Genomic DNA, 23,763 nt, shown 5'->3' with positions numbered 1-23,763 from the left:
CGGAGGGGCGATTCAGCAGGACATTTCTCCAGAGTGTCCAACCAGCGCGCGGGAATGAGTGCTGTGATCATTTCCACCGGGAGGCACCCGGCACCACACCCTCAATTATTTCCAACTTAGCGATCTATGCCTGCTTTTCCGAGCAGGCTTTTTTTTGCCAATGATGAACAGTATTGACCGAGTGAATATTTCATGCGTAATTTATGCGTGTGGTGAATCCTTTCTAAGCGAAAGGGCGTTCCAGTCAACTGCGCTCTGCAGGTATGCACGCGGCCTTGCTCACTGGGGTAGGGTCACCGGGAGGCACCCGGCACCATGACAATAACAATACAGTTTCAATTTCCTTGAGAGCCTGCCGTAAAAAAGCAGGCCTTTTTTTATGAAATTTTAAACTGCTGCTACGCTTGAAAAGTGGGTCGAAGATAACTGCCTGATGGTTCTCCAGAACCAAACGTGAATAAGCCGATACAGTTTCACTACTGAGCATAGGTACTACTCGCACCTACCTTACCAATAGTCAACTCATTAGCCCGCCTTCAAAAGCGGGCTTTTTTTATTCACTCAAATCTTCTGAATGGGGTGGGCATAATTAGAGGTGGATGAATGTCTCAATGCGTTTCTGGCACTAATGTCTTGACTAGTGGCATTGGTAGCCAGATGTAAGCACTAAAAAGTGCGGAGAACGACATCAATCCTCTCCGCATTAATAAAGCCAGTGCATGCCCGCTTGTATGTCTTATATCCCTAAGAAGATTTTCTTTAACTTAACCCAAATGATAACAATAGATAACTATTTGAATAGTTAATTATTTTAATGGGTTAAATAGCTCTCTTAAGGATTATTTAATTTATTGCACTCCTCATGAGAAGGGCGCTCAAGCAGGTTTAGATCATCATAAGGTTGCCGTTTGGCAGCCTTTTTTATTTCTAGCAACAGCACCCGCACTTAGCGAGGTGAGAGACCATGAAAATGAATGATTCAGGGAACATCTTCACGCAGTTCTTCGCGTGGGTAGCAGCTCTGGCGTCAGCCATTGGATTTACCACTCAGGATCTGGTGTTCATGTTCTTTGGCGCTGCTGGTCTGCTTATCTCGCTTGCCTCCTACATTAACGGGCGGGTAGATGCAAACCGCAGGCGTAGAGAGGATGAGAAGCGAACAAAAATGGTCAATGACTATCTGAAAGGTGTTGGTGATAAACCCCTTCACGAGCGTCCTGCTGCTGCAAGCGTGGTCGTTGAGGCCTTACAAAAGGAAGGTGAGTGATGGGATCCAGAGCAAAGTTGAGTACCGCAGTTCTGGGGCTGATACTAGCTGGTGCTCCTGCATCCGTAATCCTCGACCAGTTTCTGAATGAGAAAGAGGGTAACAGCCTCACGTCCTATAAAGATGGTGGCGGTATCTGGACTATTTGCCGCGGCGCAACGATGGTTGATGGTAAACCGGTTGTGCAGGGCATGAAATTGACTCAGGCCAAATGCAATCAAGTGAACGCCATCGAACGCAATAAGGCTCTGGCGTGGGTTGACCGCAATATTGCGGTACCGCTTACCGAACCGCAGAAAGCTGGGATCGCATCCTTCTGCCCGTACAACATCGGGCCGAGTAAGTGCTTCCCGTCCACGTTCTATAAGCGCATTAATGCCGGTGACCGCCGCGGGGCATGCGAGGCAATCCGCTGGTGGATTAAAGACGGTGGTCGCGATTGCCGCATGACTAAAGGTCAGAAGAACGGCTGCTACGGTCAGGTGGAACGGAGAGACCAGGAAAGCGCGCTGGCGTGCTGGGGGATAGACCAGTGAAAATTAATCCGGGTATTATCGGCGTTGTCATTATTGCTGGCCTTTCGGTCGCCCTCGTTAAGAGCTGCTTGGAGGCCAGCAATCTTCAAAGCGAAAACGACGTTCTGCGAAGTGACAATTCTCTGCAGGGGCAGGTTATCGCTACCCAGGCATTCAACTTCAATCGATTCAATCAGGTTGCAGAACATGCCAATAGGCTCAACTCCCTGATTGACACCAGCACCGAAGAAACCGTAATCGAATACCGGGAGATTCTCCGCCGTGAAAAAACCTGTGATCTGCCTGTTCCTGCTGACATTGCTGGTGGGCTGCTCAAATACGCGCACCGTTTACGTGCCAGCGCCATGCACACCGATTCCAATGGACCTGACACAGCCGATGATCGTGCCGTTGCCACCAGCTCCATGACGTACTGCCAGGCAGTATTGTGGATTAAGCCGCTATTGGCTGTAATTGAAAAGGGAAACAATAATTTCGCTGGCATAAGGCAGATCGAGTTGGAAAGAAAGAATTAGGGATGGCTCGTCCTTGAGCACACGGGTATTTCTGAACGACGGCTTTACCTGACATAGCAAAGCCACCTTTTAACTTTAGAAAACACACAATATTTAGCAAGCGAAGCGCCACTATCCAAAAAAAAAGCCCTCGCAAGGAGAGCTAAAGGAGTCTCAGTTTCACATGCTCTTTTTATCGATGATTCCCTGGAGTTGGCATTCTCCGCATCAGAGTCCTGAACAGTTTGGCAGTCAGGCAGTAATCAACAAGCATAAGCGCTAGTGATTAAGATAATCCTTACCTAATCATTTGGGCCGGGCAGTAACATCAAATGCTCTGATTATCCATAGGGCTGACATAGCGACTGTAAAGGTATAGAGTTGAGGTGTCTTTATGGAATGAGGATTAACATGAAAGGTAAAGTGATTATCGCTGCTATGGCTTTGGTTTCGTTCAGCGCTGTTGCTGAGGAAGGGCAGTATCTTTCTGACTTCGCCAGTGCAAAAAGCACGTCTAAGAGCTACTCCCAACTGATAAGTCAAAATAAACTACCTGCATGGGTAAAAAGTGGTGGCACAAGCACACCATCAACCGAAGTAACAGTTGCGGGCAAAAAGTATATTGCTCTGTCAGGGTGTAAACCACACAGTTGCCCAGAACAGAATATTGCTGTTCTCTACTCACCTGATAACGGTGATATCCATGGTGTGTTTTCTGATTTCAATGCAGAAAAGAACCAAGAGACATTGACCTGGTTAAACGTGGATCCGATTGATTCTGATGCGATGAAAAATGCGCTTTTCAATCGACTGTACGGCAATTAAATAACCCATGCTTCAAACTGTAATCCACCAGTTTGAAGCTTCAATACACGAATCAATCGTCTCACAGTGTGTTGGTCGCTCACATCGCACCTTCATTCCGCTTAACTTTAGCAATGAATTCCTCTGTGATTGATAGACCCGCTATGATTTCCGAATTTAAGACGGAAGCACCAAATTTGCTTACAAGGTCCAGAAGAGTTTCATATGTCTGAATCAGTTCCATTAGATCGGAAATCACTAATTGATCATGCTCAGTGCGCAAATGAGACCGGGCAGAGGCTTGATGCACTATCCACTCGAGATTGGCCTTGATTTTCTGTACGTCATCGTAGTTATACATATTTCATAAGCTTAAATCCTCATTTCAAGATTTCTTTGAGAAAAAATACTTCATTGCTTCAAATACTGAAGCTGTGAGTGACGTCTAAAGTTCATTCAGTTTAGAGGTAACAATGGCTAAGCCGGACTGGGGCGAGCTGCAGAAGCGGTTCCTGTCTGATCACGCTGCTACTGGCATATCCCCTAAGGAATGGTGCGAGACACATAACCTTAATTATGTAACTGCTCGTCGCTATATCAAGAAAACTGCTACGCAAAATACAAAAATTTACCCGCGAAAGATAGCACGCACTGCGCAGAAAGATAAAAGCGCAGATGAGCTGGTGGACATGGGAACCTGAAAGGCGTATGCGATCAGCTGCGGTGCTGGACTCATGCTGGAGGCAAACAGTGGAAAGGGTGAGTAACGCGCCGGGAGATTGAGCGCGAAGTCTGCATGTGGGGCCAGAAATGAGCCGATTAACAGCCATCATCTGCGCCGTCGTTATATGCATGCTGATTTCTATGTCTTGGGCGATTAACCACTACCGCGGCAACGCTATCACCTACAAAGACCAGCGTGATAAAGCGACGGAGAAGCTCATCCTAGCGAACGCCACCATCAAAGACATGCAGACCCGCCAGCGAGATGTCGCTGCGCTGGATGCCAAATACACGAAGGAATTGTCCGATGCGAAAAAAAACATTAACGATTTGCGTCGGGATGTCGATTCTGGCGCTAAACGGCTGCGCATCGCCGCAACCTGCCCTGGAGTGTCAAAAGCCACCTCCGCCACCGGCGTGGATGATGCAGGATCCCCCGAACTTACTCCAGACGCTCGACGGAATTATTTCGATCACCGGGACGGAATCGCAACCGCTGACAAAATGATTCGCGGCATGCAGGAATACATCAAAGAGCAGTGCTTAAAGTGAGGTGATCATGTCATTACAAGGTAGGCAAAACCCATCCAAGTTCCGTGAGGAATGGGATAAGCAGGCTCAGGAGAAATAGAGCCTCATCCTTGAGATTCTGACACGTTCTCTTATGAGGCTTTAAGCTTGGCATACTGTAGGTAATTGTTTTATATTAGTATTTAAATCCTAAAGGGTTAATTTTATCAAAATCCTCACCAACAGTAGTGACTACTCTTGCAAGAATGTTGGAAAAGATAATAATAAGGCGGATGCGATTTGGTGTTTTTTCATCGTTGAAATAGTAGCTTTTTATTTCATTGCCGCTGTTATCCAAAATCTTGAAATCAACATCGTCGACGCTCTTAACTTTACCTGGGAGAGGAATACCCTTCAGTATGCTAGCCATAGTTTGCATGTCTTTATCTAAAAGAGGCTCGCAATCATAGCGGTGAGCAAAGCTATTCCTAATTTTATTGATAGTTTGAAGGCATGAGCATAGGCCTGCATTCATCCCCAGTTTCTTGGCTAGCCCCAGCTTCATAATATAGCTTGGATTGAATTTAATTTTTTCTCCTGCTGAGTTTTCAAACAAATCTTCTCTTTCGAGTTGAGCCGCTATCCACGCGTCGAGCAGGCGCTCACACAGAAGGTGAACTCTAAGAACCGAGCCCAGTTCATCATCATTTTGGTCAATCGAAAGAATCAATTTTGAGATGTCTACCTCACCGAAGATCCTAATAAAAATTAAAGGGTTCATCTCTTCTCCATTTATTAATGTGCATTAGATATCCATTAAAACACAAAATGTTGAGAGCGAGATATGACCGACATCTACCAAATCACGCTAACCACCCAGACAGGCTAAACCTTCACGGGAAAGTTGTCTCGGCGTCAGCCTGTGCGGGTTAAAGGCTTTGTGTCGCTGGCGACCGAGACGGGAGAATGGCTGTACTTCGCACCTGCCGATGTGAAGCACGTGCAGTTCAATCAAGAGCCTTCGCGACTGACAGAAAAAATCGTAAAAGACGAATGATATTAATAAAAAGAAATTCAAATTATTCCTCTGAAATAAATCATTCTCTTGTGTTAACTATCATAAAAAGAGTCACTACGCGGTGACTCTTTAGAAGATTGTTTTGGAAAGTTGCCTTACGGTATTAGATGTCGAGGTTTTGAGTGGTATCGATATCAAGTTGTTGATAAATCGATTTTGCAATATCTGTAAAACCAAAGAATTTTACAAGTTCTTCAATGGATTTGTTCTTGAAAACCTGTTGTTGTAAAAGATATCCCTCATTGGAGGATGCAACAAATATCCAATTCCCTTTTTCAGTCTCATAAATACGGTAGGCTACATCCTGTACAGGATCGTGCTCATATGCAACCTCTTTCCCTACGAACGCAATGTCACGGCCATTTTTTACTTTAAATTCAATCTTTTCCACTGAATTCCTCTCAGAGATATTTATGGCACTCACCGACAAGCAAGATATGTTGTGTCGCGAGTACCGCATCTATTTAAACGCCACGCAAGCGGCTATTCGGGCGGGGTACCGCACAAAGACAGCTAACCGCACCGCGTCCGAAGACCTGTCAAAACCTGACATCCAGTACAGAATTGCCGAACTTAAAGCGCAACGCAATGATCTGGTTTGCATAAATGCGACAAATGTCCTGAATCGTCTTGTTGAGATAGACCAAATGGACGAGCTGGACATTCTGACCTCTACAGAAGTGCTTATGCCGGTATCTCATTGGCCTAAGGTCTGGAGGACAACGCTATCCGGGCTGAATGTCGTCGATATGTCAGCCGAGGGAACACCGCTGCATTGCTCAAGAAAATTAAGCGGCTTGGTATGGGAAGGACTTCTATTCGCTCGGGAAGTGGCGGCACAGAAGTAGCAGAGGGCCACGCAAAAAAACGAACGAGAAACCAGGCTGTTAACCATATGCCTGGCGACGATGTTGATCGCGAGCGTGTGACAACTGAGTCCGTAAGGGGTGAGGTAGTGTACACGGCTTGCGACTGGGTTAAACCCATCTACGGAACGGATCACGACTGGGATGTGCTGGACCGCCAGACGAAGAAAGACATCCTGGCGCATAACAAAGCGTGGGCAAAAAATTGTAAAGACTAAACATAGTGATTGGACGATAAAGCACGTTATTATATCTCCAAAAAAAGGGAGTTAAGCATGGCTCAGTATGTCCCACTCATTACCTCGTTAATAGCTGTCCTCGGCGCGCTTGGCGGCGCTTGGGTTGCCAACATATTCAACGAAAAGCGCTTTCAAGCCCAAGCAAAACTTGAAAAAGAAACACAAAATAAGAAGTTAATTTTAGGAAAAGCAGAGGAGCTCTATCTCCTGCTGACTACCTGGGATAAGGATGTGTTCAATTACCAAGCTTATCAGTTAGCCGTTATCAAAGGTGAGTTAACAAAAGCACAATTTCACACCTTCCTTTCTGAGTTCAGTGCTAGAAGCACCCATGACCGCTTGGATACTTTATTGCCGCTTTATTTCCCAGAACTAACCCCTGCTATGGCCGAGTTAAGACGTCATCTAGACTCAGGAAATAAAGCTTATCACGCGCATGAACGGAATGATTTAGATACCATAGAGGCGCGTAAATTACTAAATGCGTCGGTCAAGAGTACTGGCCAGGCATTTAAAGAATTGAAAAAATCCTTAAGCGCTAGAGTCCATGGACTTGTCGAATGAACCGCCTCCAGGCGGTTTTTTATTGCCATCATTGTGCGGCATTAGATCAGGCATTCATTAAGTGCCTATGCTAATGCGTTTGTTTATAATCGACTCACTAAATAAGTGAGGTGAAAATGGACGCAGATCTAATCGCGTACGAGGCTATGCTCGCAGCACGCGAATCAGCTAATTGGGCATATTTGGGGTTATGGATATCTTTATCGGCGGCTGTAGCTACATTCTTGGCAACTGCCGCAGGGGTCGTTGTAGTGTTTGGTTGGCGTAACCAAGAGGCTTTTAGGGATAAAAAAGCATTCGTAATTTCAGTGCTTAAACTACAGCAAACTATAGGGCTTGGGCCTAACAAATATCAGTTAACTTCTGAGCCCATTCCTGAGACACATCCTTTTTCGAAACTAACTTTTACGTTGCATCAGGTTTATGAGAACGTCGTAACAATGACGAAAAAAAAGGATCGCGCCAAAGCTAAACAAATCTATCTTCAGCTTAGTGAGGTCTATGAGTCATTAAGTAAAGGTGAAGTGGATAGAGAAAGTGCATTAAGGGTGCTTTTCGAAATAAAAGCCGACCCATTTTTTGAAAACTTCTGATTCATTACAAAAGCGTTCATACTGAATGATTAACCGCCTTCGGGCGGTTTTTTTTATTGGAGTAAGCAATGGCAAAACCGGACTGGGGCGAGCTTCAGCAACGGTTCCTATCCGAACATGCCGCAACCGGCGTATCACCAAAAGAATGGTGTGAAGCGCAGGGACTGAACTACGCTACCGCACGTCGATATATCAAAAAACCTTCTGCGCAAACTGCGCAAACTGCGCAAAAACCTGCGCAGCAAAAAATGCGCACTGCGCAGAAAGATAAAAGCGCAAATGAGCTGGTGGATGATGATGGACTTACTGCTCAGCAGCGCTTATTTGTCGCGGAATACCTGAAGGACAACAACGCCACCGCTGCCGCTGCACGCGCTGGTTATAGTGACCCAAACTACGGTCGTCAGCTCATAACGAATCCTAACGTTGCCCAGGCTATTGCGCAGCAGCAAAAAGCGTCCATTGTGCGTACGCTTGGCAGTGCCGATGAGGTCCTAGCGCAGATGTGGAAGCTCGCCACTTTCGATGCAAACCAGCTTTCACAGTATCGTCGCGGCGCGTGTCGTTACTGCTGGGGCTTCGGTCACCACTATCAGTGGCGCGATGCAGTTGAGTTTGATGAGGAAACGGCAAAAGTCGAGGGAAGGGAAGGTGCGCGACTGCCAGAAGACACTGGCGGCTACGGGTACGATCACAACAGAGAGCCTAACCCAGAATGCCCGCGCTGCAATGGTGACGGCATTGGGCAGCCTTACTTCCCTGACACTCGCAAACTCCCGGCAGATTCTCGGCTCGCTTACTCCGGCGTGAAGGTTGGCAAAAACGGCGTCGAAATTACAGCCATCAGCCGTGAAAGAATGTTCGAAGCGGTAATGAAGCGACTTGGCCTGGCCGATAGCGAGTTCGCCCAGCGCCTGCAGCAGATTGAAATCGAACGCCGGCAGCTTGAGGTCGAGAAACTCAGTAAAGAGTTGGCCGGTGATGGTGAGGACGATGAACCGACCCCAGTGCAGATCAATATCAACGTAGTGGATGCGAGGGCAGACGATGGGAATCAGCCCGACACTTAACATTCCTCAGGCGCGCTTCCTCGCAATGCAGCACAAATTCAAAGCCTATGTTGCCGGGTTCGGTTCGGGTAAAACGTGGGTGGGTTGTGGCGGCATCTGCAAAGGGATGTGGGAGCACCCGAAGATTAACCAGGGCTATTTCGCGCCGACGTACCCGCAAATTCGTGACATCTTCTACCCAACGATTGAAGAGGTGGCCTTTGACTGGGGCTTGAGTGTCAAAATCAACGAGGGGAACAAAGAGGTTCACTTCTACGAGGGGCGACGGTACCGCGGGACGACAATTTGCCGTTCGATGGAGAAGCCCGGCTCGATAGTCGGCTTTAAAATCGGTAACGCGATGGTGGATGAGCTGGACGTCATGGCGGCTGCCAAAGCGCAGCAGGCGTGGCGAAAAATCATAGCCCGTATGCGTTATAAGGTTGATGGGCTGCGTAACGGTATTGACGTCACTACCACGCCGGAAGGGTTTAAATTCGTCTACCAGCAGTTCGTGAAGGCGGTGCGTGAAAAACCAGAGCTCTCGGCCCTGTACGGTCTCATACAGGCCAGCACGTTCGACAATGCGAAGAATCTACCGCCTGATTACATCCCATCGTTGCTGAGTTCTTATCCTGACGAACTGATTCAGGCATACCTGCGCGGGAAATTCACCAACCTCAACAGCGGGACCATTTACCACACCTTTAACCGCAAGCTGAATAACTGTTTTGATGAGATTCAGGATGGGGATCCGCTGTTTATCGGTATGGACTTCAACGTTGGAAAAATGGCCGCGATTGTTCACGTGAAGCGTAACGGCCTGCCGCGCGCGGTCCGTGAACTGGTGAAGGTCTACGACACGCCAGCGATGATTAAGCGCATTCAGGAAGAGTTTTGGCGTTATGAGGACGGTCGCTACGTCAAGAACCGGGAGATTTATATCTATCCGGATGCGTCAGGCGACTCCCGCAAATCGCAGAACGCCAGCAAGACCGACATCGCCCAGCTCAACGATGCCGGATTCAGCGTCATCGTTGATGATGCCAACCCGCCGGTTAAGGACCGCATCAACTCGATGAACGCCATGTTCTGCAACGCCAACGGCGAACGCCGCTATCTGGTTAACGTGCAAAACTGCCCGGTCTATACCGAAAGCCTTGAACAACAAGTCTGGGCGGCGAACGGCGAGCCGGACAAAAAAGCGGATAACGATCACCCCAATGATGCTGGTGGGTACTTCATCGTGAAGGATTACCCGATCGTGAAACCGGCATACTCAATCACCATGGACACCACTTTCTGATATGGCAAACGACGACATCACCTGGGTTCGACCAGAACACCGGGCGGCTTCTGCTGCCTGGCGGAAATACAGGGACTTCTGCAAAGGAGTTGAGGCCGTAAAAGCGGCAGGTAATAAGTATCTGCCGTATCTCGACCCAACCGATAAATCATTACGCAATAAAAAGCGTAATGAGGACTATCTGAGCCGCGCTGTGTTCTACGCCATTGCCGGCAATACGAAGATCGGCATGCTTGGGATGGCATATCGCAAGGACCCCACGTTTAACGGTCCTGAAAAGCTGAAATACCTGTTGGACAATGCTGACGGGGCCGGTACCAGCATCTACCAGCAGTCGCAACTGGTGACCGAGAACGTCCTGGAGGTGGCACGAGAGGGACTTTATGTTGACTACGCAGAAGCATCCGATGAGGCGATTATCCTCCGCTATCCGGCAGAGAACATTATCAACTGGCGAACAAAGCGAATTAACGGACGCGATCAGCTGGTGCTGGTGGTCCTGCGCGAATGCGTAGAAGAGCCGGATGGTTACGCTTACAAGGATGAAATCCAGTATCGCGAGCTGGCGCTTGAAGAAGGGCGGTTCATATGCCGCGTATGGCGCCGGGCTGGTGGCACAGCAAGCGGAACCTACACCGTTGACAGTGAGTACCACCCTAAGCCGAAAGGAAAGGACTTCTGGGACGAAATCCCTTTCACCTTTGTCGGTGCTCAGAACAACGATCCCACTATCGATGATTCACCGTTGGCTGCGCTGGTGGAGATAAACCACGGTCATTACCGAAACAGCGCTGACTATGAGGATAGCGTGTGGTTCTGTGGCCAGGTGCAGCCTTATATGACTGGGCTTGATACCAACTGGCGCGATCACCTTGAGAAGACCGGAGTGAAAATTGGTTCCCGTTCACCACTGATGCTTCCCAGAGATGGGTCGTTTGGTTATGCCCAGGCACAGCCGAACATGCTGGCTAAAGAGGCCATGGACAGCAAGCGCGATTACATGGTGCAGCTGGGCGCCCGACTGATTGAGCAGAACGCCACGGCGAAGACGGCAACCCAGGCGAGTGGTGAGCAGACATCATCAACATCGGTGCTCGGTATCTGCGTTTCAAACGTTTCTGAGGCCTATACGCTGGCGCTGGGATGGTGTGCGAAATACCTTGGCATCAATGGTGAGACGACGAGTTACACCATCAACCAGGAATTCATTGCTAAGGTTGCCGAGTCGGGCATGGTGACGGCAATCGTCAACGCCTGGCAGTCCGGTGCGCTGCGCGATAGCGATATGATTCGAGCACTGCAGAAGCTAGATCTCATTGACCCGGCCGACAGTCCGGACGAGGTTATTGATGCGCTTCGCAATCAGGCGCCAACGTTGACGGGAGGCTGATATGCCCACCATTAACGAAAGCCTGCGTGATGAGTCGATCGCACATTCCGTTTGGTTAAGCCGCTACGCCACCGGCGTGGCAAACCGGATGGTGAAGTTGCTTAACGAGACGGATGCTGACCTGTCGGCACGTCTACTGGATGCGCTGGACAGATTGCCTCCTGAGAGCTTCACCGTTAGCCGTCTGCAGAGTTTACTGGGCAGCGTGCGCGAGCTTAACCATCAGGCCATAGCCACCATGCAGGCAGGGCTCGAGAATGAGCTGGTGGCGCTGGCAAAGAACGAAGCCAGTTATCAGCTGGGCCTGTTCGATTCCCTTCTGCCATCACAGGTCCTGTCTCACTATCCGCTGCAGGGCATCACCGCCGATATGGTGTATGCAGCAGCAATGGCGCAGCCCTTTCAGGGACGACTTTTGAGTGAATGGGCGGAGAATCTGGAATCGGACAGGCTGGCGCGTATCGTGAACGCTGTCCGCAGGGGTTATCTTGCCGGCGACACGGTAGAAACAATCGCACGCAGTGTTCGCGGCCACGCCAACAAAGACTATCGCGACGGCGCGCTGCAGATGAGCAGGGCAAATGCCGCCAGCATCGCTAAAACAGCCGTAAATCATCTGGCTGCCACAGCACGCAACAGCTTCACCAGTGCCAACAGCGATATCGTGAAAGGCAAACAGTGGCTGTCTACGCTAGACAATAAAACAAGTCATGACTGCATTATTCGTGACCTGCTGCGCTACACCCTTGATAACAAACCGGTTGGGCATAAGGTGCCTTACCTGCAGGGACCTGGGAAGATTCATTTCTGCTGCCGTTCTACTGAAACCCTGATCCTCAAGTCATGGCGAGAACTCGGCATCGATATCGACGAGATGGACGAGGGGACTCGTGCCAGCATGGATGGACAGGTACCGGGGAAAACCTCGTATCTGGAATGGCTCGCACGCCAGCCAGCACAACGCCAGGATCAAGTTCTGGGTGCCGAGCGTGGCCGTTTGTTCCGCGCGGGTGAAATCGACCTGGCGGATATGTTCACTGACAAAGGCGAATGGATCAGCCTGGAACGTCTGAAACAGCTCTCAGGTACTGACTACTAACAACCATTACTTTCTTCACGCCCTGGCATCCGCCGGGGCTTTTTTATGGGCGAGGCCCGGCAAAATCCCAAGGGGAAATTATGTTAATTCGAAACATGCTCTTGAAATTTTACGCACCAGAAAGTGGCGGAGAGGGCAGCGGTGGCGGTGGTATCGAAATCACGCCAGAAATCCAGAAGCTGATTGATGAGCGCGTGACCAGCGAAGTTACAGGCCTGAAATCGAAAAACTCTGAGCTGCTGGGCACCATCAAGCAGCAAAAAGAAACCCTGTCGCGCTTCGATGGTATCGATCCTGATGCTGTACGTGGGATCCTCCAGCGTTTTTCCGACGACGAAGAGGCAAAGCTGATTGCCGCCGGGAAAATTGATGAGGTGCTCGATAAGCGCACCGAGCGTCTGCGTGCTGACGTCGATAAGCAAATCAAAGCCGCAAACGAGCGCGCGGACAAAGCTGAAGCATTCTCCAACAAATTCCGGGACCGGGTTCTGGGTGATGCAATCCGTGCAGCAGCCTTAAAAGCTGGCGCGCTGCCGGAAGCATCCGACGATCTGATTCTGCGTGCCAAAGGCACATTCCAGCTCAACGACGAAGGCGAGGCCGTAGCAGTTGATGCAAATGGCGATGTTCTGTTCGGTAAAGACGGCAAAACTCCACTAAGCCCGCTTGAGTGGGCTGAGTCTCTTAAGGAGACGGCTCCGCATCTATTCCCACGCGCAGAAGGCACCGGCGCGGGCGGACACAAACCAAACGGCGGTGGCAGCCTGAAACGTTCCGAAATGAGCGCCAGCGACAAAGCGGACTACATCCGCAAGCATGGCCAGCAGGCCTTCCTCAAACTTCCTAAATAAGGGATTAACCCATGCCTACCACTGTTAATAGTGACCTGATCATTTATGACGACCTGGCGCAGACTGCTTTCCTCGAGCGCCGCCAAGACAACCTGGCTATTTTCAACGCGTCCTCCAACGGTGCGATCCTGCTGGATAACGAGCTGATTGAAGGCGACTTCCGCAAGCGTGCCTTCTACAAGGTGGGCGGCTCTATCGAATCGCGTGATGTTAACTCCACCGAAAAAGTGACAGGTAAGAAGATCGGCGCAGGCGAAGCAGTTTCTGTCAAAGCGCCGTGGAAATACGGTCCATACGAAACGACCGAAGAAGCGTTCAAACGCCGCGGCCGCTCGGTTGACGAGTTCTCCGAAGTGATCGGCACTGATGTGGCTGACGCGACGCTGGAAGGCTACGTGAAATATGGCCTGAAAGCGCTGACTGCGGCGATTGGTGCTAACGCCGACATGGTCGTAACCGCCGACATTGAGACTGACGGTAAAAAGACCCTGACGCGCGGCCTGCGCAAATACGGCGATAAGTTCAACCGTGTGGTGCTCTTCGTTATGCACTCCGCCACTTACTTCGACATCGTGGATGAGGCGATCGCCAACAAAATCTATGAAGAAGCGGGCGTGGTGGTTTACGGCGGGCAGCCGGGCACCCTGGGTAAACCTGTGCTGGTTACTGACACCATGGACGCTGATGCGATCCTTGGGCTGGTGGCCGGAGCGGTTACCGTCACCGAATCTCAGGCGCCTGGCTTCCGTTCCTACGATATCAACGATCAGGAAAACCTTGCGGTTGGCTATCGTGCTGAAGGCGTGGTGAACGTTGACCTGTTGGGCTACAGCTGGGATACCGCCAAAGGTGATAACCCTGACCTGACCGCCATCGGCACTGCGGGCAACTGGAAGAAACACTTCACCAGCAACAAATCTACGGCAGGCGTGCTGATTAAGCTGGGCTCCGCAGTGGGGGAGTAACGCTGTCAGCGGATAAAACCTCCGCAACCGCTGACAGCACAGACGCGGTAACTGTTTCTCTGAAGTACACGCTGAATGGCTCCGGTGTATCCGGTAAAACCGTCGTGTGGACGTCCACAGGTGGCACACTCAGCACGGCCAGTTCTCAAACAGGCTCTGCTGGTGGTGCAACGGTGAAACTCACATCAGACGTTGCTGGCACCTTCACGGTAACCGGCACGGTTGAAGGAGTGGCGAAAACCACTGATGAGATCACCTTCACTGCACCTGCCGGAGAATAACGAATGGGGCGAAAGCCCCATAAACAGGATGCTCAGATGATTAATACGGATATCACCTCTCCAGATGCCAACAGCTACGCCAGTGAAGAGGATCTTGCCTCATTTGCGGAAATACGCGGCATTGAACTATCTGACAAGCTCACACCTTTGCTGATTAAAGCAATGGATTACCTGGAGGGGCTGGACTGGGTTGGCTCAAAAGCAGACCCTCGACAGCCGCTGGCCTGGCCACGGGCTAATGTCATTCTGGATGAACATGATTTCCCGCCGGATGAAGTTCCACGCCAGGTTATAACCGCGCAGTGCATGCTGGCGGTAGAGGCAATCGACGGGGATTTACTCTCCAGCGTGCGCGAAGCCGCTGTGAAAACTGAACGTGTGGAAGGTGCTGTCACCATGACCTATGCGGTCGCAGATGGTGAGGTTTTCACGCCGTCCTATCCTGCCGTTATGGCGCTGCTGGGCGACCTCGCTGGTGGTCGTGGTTACGCCATTAATGCATTTGCAGAGAGGGCCTGATATGGCGATTGATTACCAACGTGTGCAGGCCAGAACGACCCGCATGCTCAGGCAGAACGGCGTGGCGTACAACATCACCCGTAAAGGTTCGGTAGCGGTTATTGGTGGCGTTGAGCATAAAACTGAAGCGGTCCGTTTTACTGCTGTGGGCGTGAAGACTGAATACGCGCCAGGTGAAATTGATGGAACGGTCATCGTTAACGGCGACGTGCAGATCGTTTTTACGGCAGAGCAGGAATTTAAAATCGGTGATGTGGTTGATATTGACGGCACAGCCTACCGTATTGTTAAACCTAACCCGGTGAAACCGGGCGCTGTGGTGCTCTGCTACAAAGCTCAGTTGAGGGCATAAAATGGGCGATAATAAGGCGTTCACGGCTGCCATCACCGCATTTGTGGACAAAGCCAAAGCGAATCAGGAAGCAGTCGTACGCGCAGTCGGCATTCGGATCCTTAATCAACTGGTGATGATGTCCCCAGTGGGCAACCCGGAGTTATGGGAAGTCAACCAGGCAGCCGTTTCCTATAATCGCGCTGTTTACGACCACAACGAGGCGCAGCGCGCCAATCCCGACAACCTGACCAAAACCGGGCGACTGAAGAAAAAAGCCCAGGTGGTGGATGGGATGGATATCAAAGCACCGCCGGGGTATACGGGCGGACGCTTTCGCGGTAACTGGCAGGTGTCCTTTGATGCGCCAACTACTGACGAGACAGGGCGAATAGACAAGACCGGCGACCTGACAAAAGCGGCCGGGAACTACACGCTGTCGCTCTTCAAAGTCGGGATGAAGGCCATTTATTTCTGCAACAACGTGCCCTATGCCTACCCGCTTGAAATGGGGCATTCCACACAGGCTCCGGGCGGTATGGTCCGCATAACTGCAGCTGAGTTTCAACGCTTCTTTGAGGAAGCTGTCAGGGAGGTGACTAAGTGATTCCTGATATTGCATCTGCACTGGCCGCCAGACTGGGTGCCTGGGCCGATGCCGAGGGCATTTCGGTTGCATGGGAGAACGTGCCGTTCACACCTCCTGCTAACGAGATGTACCTGGCCGTTCACGATATGCCCGTTACGCCTCGAACAATCGATCTCGGATTACGCTGCCGGACTTATTCAGGCGTGTACCAGATTAATGTCGTAGCGCCAGCCGGCTCCGGCCGTACCTCCGTCGTTGCCATGGCGGGCAGAGTAGCGGAATTGTTCCCCGAGGGGCTGGAAATTGCAGGCAAAGACTTTACCTGCTGGATTACCAGCGCGCCTGGCATATTCCGCGGCGTCCCTACACCTGTGTCCTACACCGTTCCTGTCAGCCTGAATTATCGGACAGACATTACCAGCTGATTCCCTCTGTGATGTCCCAAAACTGACCGGCCTTGAGCCGGTTTTCCCGTTTCTAAAGGAGTAACCATTATGGGCTTTGCACTGCCTAACGGCGCTCACGTCTATCTTGCATCGGGCTATGGCCCAGCCATTGCTTTCACCGGGGCGACGAACGCCGAAAACATGGTGATCACCGTGAGTGAAGCTGACGCACTCAAGGTGGGTGATATTGTCCATGTGAGCTGCAACTGGTCCGGTGTTGATAACGTCATTGCAAAAATTGATGCGATTGCAGAAAGCGCTGTCACTCTTCGCAATATCAATACCACCAACAAAAACAAATATGCTGCTGGTGGCGGTACCGGTTCGATCCGCAAAGTGCTTGAATGGACCGAACTGCCACAAATCACTGAGGTATCGAAATCAGGTGGTGATCAGAACACAACGCAGATTCAGTTCCTCAGCGATGATCGCCAGCGCAACCTGAATACCTATAAATCCGCTGTCTCTCAGACTTACTCGATTGCTCACGACTCAACTCTCCCGGTTTATCCGCTGCTGCGCCAGCTGGACGAAGACGAAGAGACTGTGGCGGCGTACATGTACGTGCCGAAGGCGAAGGAGAACCGTTACTGGGCGGCCACGGCATCTTTTGACGACACGCCGACTACTGCGGTTAACGAGGTAGAGACAGTGAGTGTGGTGCTGAACCTGCAGTCACCGGCGATGACGTTCTACAAGGTGACTGACGCTGCCGCCTGACCCGTCAGAGCTTTCAATATCCTATGTCTCCCTTTGCGGAGGCTTTTTTTCGTAAGAGGTATCAATGGCTACCAAATTCACCCTCCAGCCCAAACCAACATTTAAGGCCAACGTCTCGATCCCGCGCGCCGGCGATGAGGATGGCGTGCTGACCTTCACGTTCAATCATAAGCCACTTAAAGAGCTGGCTGATCTGGAAAAACTGGAAGGCAAAACCGCCACTGATTTTCTGATGGAAATCATTTCTGGCTGGGCACTTCCCGATGCTTTCAACACAGAAAACCTGTCGGTGCTGCTGGAAAACTATCCGGCGGCGATGAAGGCTATCCCTGAAACCTACTATCGCGAACTGATGGGGCAGCGCGAAAAAAACTGATAGCGGTTGCCTCTGCATTCTATACGCCTGAACCCACAGCGGCAGACCTGGCGCCCTATGGGCTTACGCCGGATGACTACGACGATCAATACATCGACGTCTGGCCAGATGTATGGCCTTCATTCCTGGTGTTCCAGGCTGTCAGTACGCAGTGGCGCACGGGCATGGGAGGTGCATCAGGGCTTGATTACAACGTGCTGCCCTGGGTAATGCGTCTGCACCACGTCGAGGACGAGGCAACCGCGCTTTCGGACATCCGAATCATGGAGAGCGCCGCACTAAAAGTTATGCATAAAGAGAGGGCGGAATGAGTAACGATATCGCCACGATTTCCCTGCGCGTAAATACCACTGAGCTGGATCGCGGTAACCAGGCACTGGATCGCTTTCAGGAGACCGCGTCCGCCGCGGCAGGCAAAACGGATGACCTGAACAGCACGTTCCGCACCGGTATCGATAACCAGAAGAAAAACAGCGAAAGCCTGAAGCAGCAGCGTCAGGAACTGCAGAACCTGCTGAATAAAATCAGCCCGGTAAACAAGGCGCTGGATGAACTGGACACTATCCAGGAGAGCCTGGCGAAATTTCGCGGTAAAGGGCTGGTGGGAGACGAGGATTTTACTCGTTACAACAGCGTGCTTGAGACGACGCGGGCAAAGTTGGCACAGGTAATGGAGTCTGAAACCGCAGAGGGGCGGGCCCGCATTGAACAGGCTCAGGCAGCGCAGCATGCAGCTGCGGCGGGCAAAACCTTTATCGATTCGCTGGAGGAGCAGGTCACAGCAATCGGAAAAACGCGCGCAGAACTGTTAGAGCTAAAAGCTGCCCAGCTCGGCGTATCCGATCGTGCTGCACCAATGATCGCAAAGCTGAAAGAGCAGGAGGAAGCGTGGAAGTCTGGGGCTATCAGCGCGGGACAATACCGCAATGCTATGCGTTATCTCCCGATGCAAATTACCGACATTGTGACCTCACTGGCTTCCGGTATGCCGGTTTATATGGTTGCTATTCAGCAGGGCGGTCAGCTCCGTGACTCGTTTGGCGGTGTAGGCAATGCGCTGAAAGCGATGTTGTCGATGGTGACCCCTGCCCGAGTGGCCATTGGTGGCCTGGCCGGTGCTGTGCTGATTGCGGCCAAAGCGGGATCGGACTACTTCACCGCCTACGACGAAATCAACAAGGCCATTATCAGGACTGGCAACATTGCTGGCACGTCAGCGCTCCAGATCATGGCTTCCTCCCAGTCTATTGCTGCCTCTACTGGCGCTACTGTAGGAACCGTTCAGAGTCTGATGACTGAGCTGGTTGGCATGGGATCGCTGACACAGCAGCAACTTGAAAAAGCAGCTGGCTCCACGGCGCTGGCGGTTCAGACCGGTATAGTCTCGGCGCAGGACATCACCAAAGCCTATAAGGACATCGATAAAGACCCTGTTAAAGCGCTGCAGAGTCTCAACGAACAATATAATTTCCTGACCGTTTCACAACTTAAGCATGTTGACGATCTGATCAAGCAAAAGGACCAGACCGCGGCCGTTACGCAGGCTATGGACCTGTTTGGCGATACGATGGCAAAACGTGGGGAGCAGGCTTACGACTCGCTGACGCCGTTTGGTCGCCTGTGGCTGGATATCAAGGGCTGGGCGTCTGAGGCCATGCAGAGTATCGGTCAATGGGTAGCTGAACTGGCATCAAACACACTGAAGGAATTCAACGCAATTTATTACAGCGTTGCGATCGTTTTTCAGAAGCTGAACCAGATTATTTCTTCCTCTATCGCTGCCGCGATTAATCTCGTTCCCGACTGGGCGAAAACAGATACTTTGCAGGGATGGCAGGACTACAACGAACAAATGGCCGGCGCATATGGTGACAGCGTCTCTCAGCTGAAAAAAGACTGGGATGCGGCTGATATCAGTGCAGGTAAATACCTCGATACGACCAGAAAGATAAGTACCGCAACCACCCAGAAGGATCGGGAAGGAGTCGCTGCTTTTGGCAAAAAGACCAAAACCGGAAAGCAGGGCACTTTATCGGCTGGAGATCGCAGCACGGATGCTGCCCAGGCCGAATTGCTGGCGCTTCTGGCACAGTTACGCGCGCTGCAGCAGCATAAAGGGCTGAACGACACTATCAGCCAGCAGCGCAAAGATCTGTGGACGACTGAAGCGAAATTTCAGGTGCTGGAGGAGGCGTCGCGTTCACGTTTACTGACAAAGCAGGAACAATCCCTGCTGGCGAGTAAAGACCAGGTGCTTCAGTTGGCACGGCAGAAAGCCCTGTTAGGTGATCAGATTACCGCACAGGAACAGCTGAACAAGCGAATGGATACCTCGCAGAAATACGTCACGCAGATGGCAGAGAAGCAGGCTGCATTAGTGAACGGTGCAGGGATGAGTGACCGTCAGGCACAACGTGAGCTGGCAAAGAGTCAGCTTGCCGCTGGCTGGAAGAATGCTGGCGGTTCGCTTGACGACGAGGGTTATCAGAAGCAGCTCAAAGCGGCGAATGATTACTATGAGGCAGAGGACAGGTTACGTGGAGACTGGCTGACTGGCGCGAAAAAGGGCTGGGCTGAATTTGAAGACAGCGCGACCGATGTTTACTCGCAGGTTCAGACGATTACCAGCAATACGTTCACCGGGATGGCCAGCACGCTCACTGACTTTTTTACTACTGGTAAATCTAACTTCTCTGATTTCCTGTCTACTTTCCTGAAGGGCATCGCCCAGATGCTGACGCAACTGGCTCTGGTTAATGGAATGAAGTCAGCCTTTGGTGGCACGGCAATAGGTAATTTCTTTGGAATACAGGCATGGTCTGGCGGCTTTATTCCTGAGTACGCTAATGGCGGCGCTGTTGGCTATACCGGGGATGGAGGAAAATATCAGCCAAAAGGTGTGGTTCATGGCGGTGAATTCGTATTCACCAAGAAGGCTACCAGTGCGCTGGGTGTCGGTAATCTCTACACGCTTATGCGGAGCGCTCAGGGGTATGCAAACGGCGGCTACGTCGGAAACGCACCGATGTACGGATTACAGGCTGCTGGTTCAGGGAATGTGACGGTCCAAACGTCTGTTGTTGTGCAGAACCAGAACCCGCAACAGCAAACAAACGCTGGTAGTGATGCGATGTCCCGAGCCTTTAAGCAAACTATTGATCAGTCAGTGCGCGAAGGTATTGCGAAGCAATTGAGGCCTGGAGGGCTCATCTGGAATGCTTCCAAATCACGATAACCCGCTCAGGCGGTTTTTTTATGCTTGGAGAAAGCATGACAATCGAAACATTCACGTGGCGAACACAGATACAGGCGGGAATGGAAGGATCGTTCAGCCTTAAAACGCGCTCTGCAACCTTTGGAGACGGCTATGAGCAGATCGCCGGGGAAGGCATTAATCCTGAAAAGCAGTCTTGGCCTGTAACCCTCACGGGGAAAAAAGCGGACATGCTTCAGGCCCTGAAGTTCTTTCGTTCTCACGTCACCAAATCATTCATCTGGACATCTCCAGTTGGCGAAACAGGGCTGTATCGTATCGAGGCCGAATCAATCAAGTCACAGCCCTTATCCAGCAAAGTCATAACCATTTCCGCAACATTCAAACAGGCGTACGCACCATGATCACAGCAGACTATCAAAGCCTTGAGCCCGGAAACAAAGTCCGGCTTATCGAAGTTGATGGCTCTACTTTCGGCGTGGATGATGTACTGCGATTTCACGCGTACAACCTCCCGCACACGGAAGAGGAAATCGCCGCCGCTGGTGGTGATGAATCAAAGCTGAAGGCGAAAAGCATCTGGTGGCAGGGGGAAGAATATGCCGCCTGGCCGTATCAAATTGAAGGGCTTGAAGCATCCACAGAAGGCAACAGCGCCCAGCCAACGCTGACGGTTGCAGATATCGAAAGCAAGATTACAGCGCTGTGCCTTGCCTATGACGATATGCTACAGGCGAAAGTCACTATCCATGACACCTATTCGCACTATCTCGATGCGAAAAACTTCCCTGCAGGTAACGCAACAGCTGATCCGCAACAGGTCAGAAAACGAGTTTTTTACATTGATAGCAAAAGCAGCGAAATTCCGGGCGAAAGTATCGAATTCATACTCGATAGCCCGATGTCGTTACAGGGAAAGATGATCCCTACACGTCAACTTCATTCTCTGTGTACCTGGTGTATCCGGAATAAATATCGTACCGACGACGGCTGCGACTATGCCGGAACCCGCTATTTCGATAAAAACAACAACCCGGTGAGTGATCCGTCGCTGGATGAATGCAACGGCACGCTAACGGCCTGCAAACTTCGATTCGGCGAAAATAACGAACTCTCGTTCGGTGGTTTTCCGGGCACGTCTTTGATCAGGAGCTGATATGCGTCAGAAAACCATCGATGCGATTATGGCCCATGCTGCAGCCGAGTATCCTCGTGAGTGTTGCGGCGTGGTGGCGCAAAAAAGCCGTGTTGAACGTTATTTCCCGTGCCGGAATCTTGCCGCGGCGCCGGAGGACAATTTTGTACTTTGCCCCGAAGACTATGCAGCTGCTGAGGACTGGGGGAGGGTGATCGCCATCGCTCACAGTCACCCTGATGCCACGACGCAACCGAGCGAACTGGATAAAGCGCAATGCGATGCAACCCGTTTACCCTGGCATATCGTGAGCTGGCCGGAGGGAGATTTACGGACCATCCAGCCGCGTGGAGAACTGCCGCTGCTCGAGCGCCCGTTTGTGCTTGGTCACTTTGACTGCTGGGGGCTGGTCATGAGCTATTACCGGCAAACGCACGGGATAGAGCTTCACGATTACCGGGTCGATTATCCCTGGTGGGAAAACGACTATCCGGACAACTTCTATCAGGATTGCTGGTATGAGTGCGGATTCCGTGAATTCGATGGGCCGCCAAAACCAGGCGATATGGTGATCATGCAGGTTCAGGCAGATAAGTGGAATCATGCAGGAATCCTGCTGGAGGGCAATATGCTGCTGCACCATCTTTATGGTCACCTGAGCCAGCGCGTGCCGTATGGCGGCTACTGGCGTGACCGTACCATGAAGATTTTACGTTATGTGGATCTGTTGTAACACGTGCATAAGGGGGTTATTACTTATTGGGAAGATTAGGCCACTTCATGAACGCAAACACCCACAGCATTATAAAATGCAGACCCGGCATCGACAGGAAGATAGCCATAGCCCAGCCAAAACCGGCTTTCTGTGCCATGCGAAAGCAAGGGAAAAAGGTAATTAGCCAAATAATAAATACCAGCCCAGCAAGTGGATTGTGTTCCATTCTACTATTCCTTGTTTTGTTGTCTGCCCTATTAGGCTTAGGGATATTATCTAAATATCTGTATTTTTTCTATGAATCAACGCCTGTAAGGTGGCAATCATTTACATACAAATCTATCAGGCTGCATTCAATTTTTCGGAGGCAGTATGTCCGCTGTAATGACCGAAACATTTCGAACCATCAGACTTTATGGAGTTCTTGGTGCCACTTTTGGCAGGGAGTTCAAACTATCCGTCGCCTCACCAAAAGAGGCCATCCGCGCACTGAGCGTTATCGTGCCGGGTTTTGAGCGTTTCCTGAATACCAGTAAGCAACGAGGTTTAACTTATGCGGTATTCAGCGGGAAACGAAACCTCTTAAACGATGAGCTCAGTATGGACAGGAGTACAGAGGAAATCCGCATCGCGCCGGTGATCATCGGCAGTAAGCGAGCCGGGGTGTTTCAGACAATCCTCGGGGCTGCCCTTGTCGCTGTTGCTGCGTTCGTCACGGGAGGGGCCGCGATCGGGATTGGAGGTACCGCTTTCGCTGGTGGATGGGGCGCTGTGGCGGGGATTGGGGCATCAATGGCAATCGGCGGCGTAGTCCAGATGCTTTCTCCACAGACAACCGGGCTCGCCAGTAAGCAATCTGCGGATAACCAAGCCAGCTACGCCTTTGGTGGAGTAACAAATACGACAGCTCAGGGCAATCCGGTACCACTCTTGTACGGTCGGCGCCGTATTGGTGGCGCGATCATCTCCGCCGGTATCTATGTTGAAGATCAGCAGTAAGCATGCTGTAGACTGGCCCCCTGAATCTCCAGACAGTTGGTATCACTTAAGTTAGTGATAGTCTTAATACTAGTTTTTAGACTAGTCGTTGGAGTCCGAATGAT

At 51.1% G+C, this 23,763-nt stretch carries 30 protein-coding genes and 4 pseudogenes; 31 read left to right on the top strand and 3 right to left on the bottom strand.

What is annotated here, in order from left to right; translation table 11 throughout:
* Positions 1 to 964: 964 nt before the first annotated feature.
* From ACMWKA_RS23630 to ACMWKA_RS23600, 7 genes and pseudogenes are all read left to right on the top strand, one after another.
* Positions 965 to 1,267, top strand: coding sequence for a hypothetical protein (locus ACMWKA_RS23630; protein WP_014832171.1), 303 nt, complete (start codon positions 965 to 967; stop codon positions 1,265 to 1,267).
* Entirely contained in the window at positions 1,267 to 1,803 is a 537-nt protein-coding gene (locus ACMWKA_RS23625) for a lysozyme (RefSeq protein ID WP_029882063.1), read from the top strand. Before ACMWKA_RS23630 ends, ACMWKA_RS23625 begins: the two co-directional genes overlap by 1 nt.
* Positions 1,800 to 2,318, top strand: coding sequence for a hypothetical protein (locus ACMWKA_RS23620; protein ID WP_014832169.1), 519 nt, complete (start codon positions 1,800 to 1,802; stop codon positions 2,316 to 2,318). Before ACMWKA_RS23625 ends, ACMWKA_RS23620 begins: the two co-directional genes overlap by 4 nt.
* A gap of 390 nt (positions 2,319 to 2,708) precedes the next feature.
* Entirely contained in the window at positions 2,709 to 3,122 is a 414-nt protein-coding gene (locus ACMWKA_RS23615; protein ID WP_014832168.1) for an Ivy family c-type lysozyme inhibitor, read from the top strand.
* 452 nt (positions 3,123 to 3,574) lie between these two features.
* Positions 3,575 to 3,790: pseudogene (locus ACMWKA_RS23610) on the top strand (terminase small subunit); the annotation flags it as partial.
* Between the two features lie 2 nt (positions 3,791 to 3,792).
* Positions 3,793 to 3,864: pseudogene (locus ACMWKA_RS23605) on the top strand (lysozyme); the annotation flags it as partial.
* A 47-nt stretch (positions 3,865 to 3,911) separates the two neighbouring features.
* Entirely contained in the window at positions 3,912 to 4,376 is a 465-nt protein-coding gene (locus ACMWKA_RS23600; protein WP_348566683.1) for a lysis protein, read from the top strand.
* A 154-nt stretch (positions 4,377 to 4,530) separates the two neighbouring features.
* On the opposite strand, the gene ACMWKA_RS23595 is transcribed toward ACMWKA_RS23600, so the two are convergent.
* Positions 4,531 to 5,115: a hypothetical protein gene (locus ACMWKA_RS23595; RefSeq protein WP_348566682.1), complete on the bottom strand. Its 585-nt coding sequence runs from the start codon at positions 5,113 to 5,115 to the stop codon at positions 4,531 to 4,533.
* Between the two features lie 63 nt (positions 5,116 to 5,178).
* On the opposite strand from ACMWKA_RS23595, the pseudogene ACMWKA_RS23590 reads away from it, so the two are divergent.
* A pseudogene (locus tag ACMWKA_RS23590) lies at positions 5,179 to 5,391 on the top strand (hypothetical protein).
* A gap of 124 nt (positions 5,392 to 5,515) precedes the next feature.
* On the opposite strand, the gene ACMWKA_RS23585 reads toward ACMWKA_RS23590, so the two are convergent.
* A complete protein-coding gene (locus tag ACMWKA_RS23585) occupies positions 5,516 to 5,803 on the bottom strand; it encodes a hypothetical protein (RefSeq protein ID WP_050861223.1) in 288 nt (95 codons plus the stop codon).
* A 22-nt stretch (positions 5,804 to 5,825) separates the two neighbouring features.
* Between ACMWKA_RS23585 and ACMWKA_RS23580 the strand changes: the two are divergent.
* From ACMWKA_RS23580 to ACMWKA_RS23475, 22 genes and pseudogenes are all read left to right on the top strand, one after another.
* Positions 5,826 to 6,205 (top strand): annotated as a pseudogene (locus ACMWKA_RS23580) (terminase small subunit); the annotation flags it as partial.
* Positions 6,206 to 6,367: 162 nt separating this feature from the next.
* Positions 6,368 to 6,496 carry a hypothetical protein gene (locus ACMWKA_RS23575; RefSeq protein ID WP_260624113.1) on the top strand — a complete coding sequence of 43 codons (129 nt, stop codon included), beginning with the start codon at positions 6,368 to 6,370 and terminating at the stop codon, positions 6,494 to 6,496.
* 57 nt (positions 6,497 to 6,553) lie between these two features.
* Complete coding sequence (locus ACMWKA_RS23570) at positions 6,554 to 7,081, top strand: hypothetical protein (RefSeq protein WP_047363552.1); 528 nt, start codon at positions 6,554 to 6,556, stop codon at positions 7,079 to 7,081.
* 116 nt (positions 7,082 to 7,197) lie between these two features.
* Complete coding sequence (locus ACMWKA_RS23565; RefSeq protein ID WP_050861225.1) at positions 7,198 to 7,674, top strand: hypothetical protein; 477 nt, start codon at positions 7,198 to 7,200, stop codon at positions 7,672 to 7,674.
* Between the two features lie 68 nt (positions 7,675 to 7,742).
* Positions 7,743 to 8,744 (top strand): terminase small subunit, encoded by a 1,002-nt coding sequence (locus ACMWKA_RS23560; RefSeq protein ID WP_414760653.1) that lies wholly within the window; start codon positions 7,743 to 7,745, stop codon positions 8,742 to 8,744.
* Positions 8,722 to 10,029 (top strand): terminase large subunit domain-containing protein, encoded by a 1,308-nt coding sequence (locus ACMWKA_RS23555; protein WP_414760652.1) that lies wholly within the window; start codon positions 8,722 to 8,724, stop codon positions 10,027 to 10,029. The genes ACMWKA_RS23560 and ACMWKA_RS23555 overlap by 23 nt, the downstream gene beginning before the upstream one ends.
* 1 nt (position 10,030) lies before the next feature.
* Entirely contained in the window at positions 10,031 to 11,419 is a 1,389-nt protein-coding gene (locus ACMWKA_RS23550; protein ID WP_062934622.1) for a DUF4055 domain-containing protein, read from the top strand.
* 1 nt (position 11,420) lies between these two features.
* Positions 11,421 to 12,518 (top strand): phage minor head protein, encoded by a 1,098-nt coding sequence (locus ACMWKA_RS23545; RefSeq protein WP_414760651.1) that lies wholly within the window; start codon positions 11,421 to 11,423, stop codon positions 12,516 to 12,518.
* Between the two features lie 80 nt (positions 12,519 to 12,598).
* Complete coding sequence (locus tag ACMWKA_RS23540) at positions 12,599 to 13,369, top strand: hypothetical protein (RefSeq protein WP_094084365.1); 771 nt, start codon at positions 12,599 to 12,601, stop codon at positions 13,367 to 13,369.
* Between the two features lie 11 nt (positions 13,370 to 13,380).
* A complete protein-coding gene (locus ACMWKA_RS23535) occupies positions 13,381 to 14,334 on the top strand; it encodes a major capsid protein (RefSeq protein WP_046887753.1) in 954 nt (317 codons plus the stop codon).
* Positions 14,335 to 14,336: 2 nt separating this feature from the next.
* The gene (locus ACMWKA_RS23530) at positions 14,337 to 14,615 is read left to right on the top strand and encodes an Ig-like domain-containing protein (protein ID WP_163363102.1); all 279 of its coding nucleotides are present in this window, start codon (positions 14,337 to 14,339) and stop codon (positions 14,613 to 14,615) included.
* 36 nt (positions 14,616 to 14,651) lie between these two features.
* Positions 14,652 to 15,134 carry a DnaT-like ssDNA-binding protein gene (locus ACMWKA_RS23525; RefSeq protein WP_062934626.1) on the top strand — a complete coding sequence of 161 codons (483 nt, stop codon included), beginning with the start codon at positions 14,652 to 14,654 and terminating at the stop codon, positions 15,132 to 15,134.
* A 1-nt stretch (position 15,135) separates the two neighbouring features.
* On the top strand, positions 15,136 to 15,486 hold the full coding sequence (locus ACMWKA_RS23520; RefSeq protein WP_414760650.1) for a hypothetical protein: 351 nt from the start codon (positions 15,136 to 15,138) through the stop codon (positions 15,484 to 15,486).
* 1 nt (position 15,487) lies between these two features.
* Positions 15,488 to 16,072 carry a hypothetical protein gene (locus ACMWKA_RS23515; protein ID WP_049136383.1) on the top strand — a complete coding sequence of 195 codons (585 nt, stop codon included), beginning with the start codon at positions 15,488 to 15,490 and terminating at the stop codon, positions 16,070 to 16,072.
* Entirely contained in the window at positions 16,069 to 16,479 is a 411-nt protein-coding gene (locus ACMWKA_RS23510; protein ID WP_414760649.1) for a DUF4128 domain-containing protein, read from the top strand. The genes ACMWKA_RS23515 and ACMWKA_RS23510 overlap by 4 nt, the downstream gene beginning before the upstream one ends.
* 69 nt (positions 16,480 to 16,548) lie before the next feature.
* A complete protein-coding gene (locus ACMWKA_RS23505) occupies positions 16,549 to 17,220 on the top strand; it encodes a phage tail protein (RefSeq protein ID WP_114519042.1) in 672 nt (223 codons plus the stop codon).
* Positions 17,221 to 17,284: 64 nt separating this feature from the next.
* On the top strand, positions 17,285 to 17,596 hold the full coding sequence (locus tag ACMWKA_RS23500) for a phage tail assembly chaperone (RefSeq protein WP_414760648.1): 312 nt from the start codon (positions 17,285 to 17,287) through the stop codon (positions 17,594 to 17,596).
* Positions 17,593 to 17,907 carry a DUF1799 domain-containing protein gene (locus ACMWKA_RS23495; RefSeq protein WP_032618388.1) on the top strand — a complete coding sequence of 105 codons (315 nt, stop codon included), beginning with the start codon at positions 17,593 to 17,595 and terminating at the stop codon, positions 17,905 to 17,907. The genes ACMWKA_RS23500 and ACMWKA_RS23495 overlap by 4 nt, the downstream gene beginning before the upstream one ends.
* Positions 17,904 to 20,831: a phage tail tape measure protein gene (locus tag ACMWKA_RS23490; protein ID WP_414760647.1), complete on the top strand. Its 2,928-nt coding sequence runs from the start codon at positions 17,904 to 17,906 to the stop codon at positions 20,829 to 20,831. The genes ACMWKA_RS23495 and ACMWKA_RS23490 overlap by 4 nt, the downstream gene beginning before the upstream one ends.
* A 35-nt stretch (positions 20,832 to 20,866) precedes the next feature.
* A complete protein-coding gene (locus ACMWKA_RS23485) occupies positions 20,867 to 21,214 on the top strand; it encodes a phage tail protein (RefSeq protein WP_025913012.1) in 348 nt (115 codons plus the stop codon).
* Positions 21,211 to 21,966 carry a phage minor tail protein L gene (locus ACMWKA_RS23480; protein WP_414760646.1) on the top strand — a complete coding sequence of 252 codons (756 nt, stop codon included), beginning with the start codon at positions 21,211 to 21,213 and terminating at the stop codon, positions 21,964 to 21,966. The genes ACMWKA_RS23485 and ACMWKA_RS23480 overlap by 4 nt, the downstream gene beginning before the upstream one ends.
* A gap of 1 nt (position 21,967) precedes the next feature.
* Positions 21,968 to 22,678, top strand: coding sequence for a C40 family peptidase (locus ACMWKA_RS23475; RefSeq protein WP_414760645.1), 711 nt, complete (start codon positions 21,968 to 21,970; stop codon positions 22,676 to 22,678).
* A 19-nt stretch (positions 22,679 to 22,697) separates the two neighbouring features.
* On the opposite strand, the gene ACMWKA_RS23470 is transcribed toward ACMWKA_RS23475, so the two are convergent.
* The gene (locus ACMWKA_RS23470) at positions 22,698 to 22,886 is read right to left on the bottom strand and encodes a hypothetical protein (protein ID WP_050861240.1); all 189 of its coding nucleotides are present in this window, start codon (positions 22,884 to 22,886) and stop codon (positions 22,698 to 22,700) included.
* A gap of 146 nt (positions 22,887 to 23,032) precedes the next feature.
* Here ACMWKA_RS23470 and ACMWKA_RS23465 point away from each other — a divergent pair, with 146 nt between their 5' ends.
* Positions 23,033 to 23,659: a tail assembly protein gene (locus ACMWKA_RS23465; protein WP_414760644.1), complete on the top strand. Its 627-nt coding sequence runs from the start codon at positions 23,033 to 23,035 to the stop codon at positions 23,657 to 23,659.
* Positions 23,660 to 23,763 lie beyond the last annotated feature (104 nt).

Origin of the sequence: Enterobacter sp. 03-F-07-AD-ECC (assembly GCF_047530935.1) — a bacterium.
GTDB lineage: Bacteria > Pseudomonadota > Gammaproteobacteria > Enterobacterales > Enterobacteriaceae > Enterobacter > Enterobacter cloacae.
This window is presented reverse-complemented; position numbering and strand designations above follow the sequence as displayed.

Excerpts from the sequence above, each read along its gene's own strand:
- ACMWKA_RS23485 (WP_025913012.1), top strand. The coding sequence starts at position 20,867 with ATGACAATCGAAACATTCACGTGGCGAACACAGATACAGGCGGGAATG.
- ACMWKA_RS23550 (WP_062934622.1), top strand. The coding sequence starts at position 10,031 with ATGGCAAACGACGACATCACCTGGGTTCGACCAGAACACCGGGCGGCT.
- ACMWKA_RS23525 (WP_062934626.1), top strand. The coding sequence starts at position 14,652 with ATGATTAATACGGATATCACCTCTCCAGATGCCAACAGCTACGCCAGT.
- ACMWKA_RS23535 (WP_046887753.1), top strand. The coding sequence starts at position 13,381 with ATGCCTACCACTGTTAATAGTGACCTGATCATTTATGACGACCTGGCG.
- ACMWKA_RS23505 (WP_114519042.1), top strand. The coding sequence starts at position 16,549 with ATGGGCTTTGCACTGCCTAACGGCGCTCACGTCTATCTTGCATCGGGC.
- ACMWKA_RS23475 (WP_414760645.1), top strand. The coding sequence starts at position 21,968 with ATGCGTCAGAAAACCATCGATGCGATTATGGCCCATGCTGCAGCCGAG.
- ACMWKA_RS23570 (WP_047363552.1), top strand. The coding sequence starts at position 6,554 with ATGGCTCAGTATGTCCCACTCATTACCTCGTTAATAGCTGTCCTCGGC.
- ACMWKA_RS23555 (WP_414760652.1), top strand. The coding sequence starts at position 8,722 with ATGGGAATCAGCCCGACACTTAACATTCCTCAGGCGCGCTTCCTCGCA.
- ACMWKA_RS23540 (WP_094084365.1), top strand. The coding sequence starts at position 12,599 with ATGTTAATTCGAAACATGCTCTTGAAATTTTACGCACCAGAAAGTGGC.
- ACMWKA_RS23465 (WP_414760644.1), top strand. The coding sequence starts at position 23,033 with ATGTCCGCTGTAATGACCGAAACATTTCGAACCATCAGACTTTATGGA.
- ACMWKA_RS23500 (WP_414760648.1), top strand. The coding sequence starts at position 17,285 with ATGGCTACCAAATTCACCCTCCAGCCCAAACCAACATTTAAGGCCAAC.
- ACMWKA_RS23615 (WP_014832168.1), top strand. The coding sequence starts at position 2,709 with ATGAAAGGTAAAGTGATTATCGCTGCTATGGCTTTGGTTTCGTTCAGC.
- ACMWKA_RS23545 (WP_414760651.1), top strand. The coding sequence starts at position 11,421 with ATGCCCACCATTAACGAAAGCCTGCGTGATGAGTCGATCGCACATTCC.
- ACMWKA_RS23480 (WP_414760646.1), top strand. The coding sequence starts at position 21,211 with ATGATCACAGCAGACTATCAAAGCCTTGAGCCCGGAAACAAAGTCCGG.
- ACMWKA_RS23560 (WP_414760653.1), top strand. The coding sequence starts at position 7,743 with ATGGCAAAACCGGACTGGGGCGAGCTTCAGCAACGGTTCCTATCCGAA.
- ACMWKA_RS23565 (WP_050861225.1), top strand. The coding sequence starts at position 7,198 with ATGGACGCAGATCTAATCGCGTACGAGGCTATGCTCGCAGCACGCGAA.
- ACMWKA_RS23595 (WP_348566682.1), bottom strand. The coding sequence starts at position 5,115 with ATGAACCCTTTAATTTTTATTAGGATCTTCGGTGAGGTAGACATCTCA.
- ACMWKA_RS23515 (WP_049136383.1), top strand. The coding sequence starts at position 15,488 with ATGGGCGATAATAAGGCGTTCACGGCTGCCATCACCGCATTTGTGGAC.
- ACMWKA_RS23520 (WP_414760650.1), top strand. The coding sequence starts at position 15,136 with ATGGCGATTGATTACCAACGTGTGCAGGCCAGAACGACCCGCATGCTC.
- ACMWKA_RS23630 (WP_014832171.1), top strand. The coding sequence starts at position 965 with ATGAAAATGAATGATTCAGGGAACATCTTCACGCAGTTCTTCGCGTGG.
- ACMWKA_RS23490 (WP_414760647.1), top strand. The coding sequence starts at position 17,904 with ATGAGTAACGATATCGCCACGATTTCCCTGCGCGTAAATACCACTGAG.
- ACMWKA_RS23600 (WP_348566683.1), top strand. The coding sequence starts at position 3,912 with ATGAGCCGATTAACAGCCATCATCTGCGCCGTCGTTATATGCATGCTG.
- ACMWKA_RS23470 (WP_050861240.1), bottom strand. The coding sequence starts at position 22,886 with ATGGAACACAATCCACTTGCTGGGCTGGTATTTATTATTTGGCTAATT.
- ACMWKA_RS23625 (WP_029882063.1), top strand. The coding sequence starts at position 1,267 with ATGGGATCCAGAGCAAAGTTGAGTACCGCAGTTCTGGGGCTGATACTA.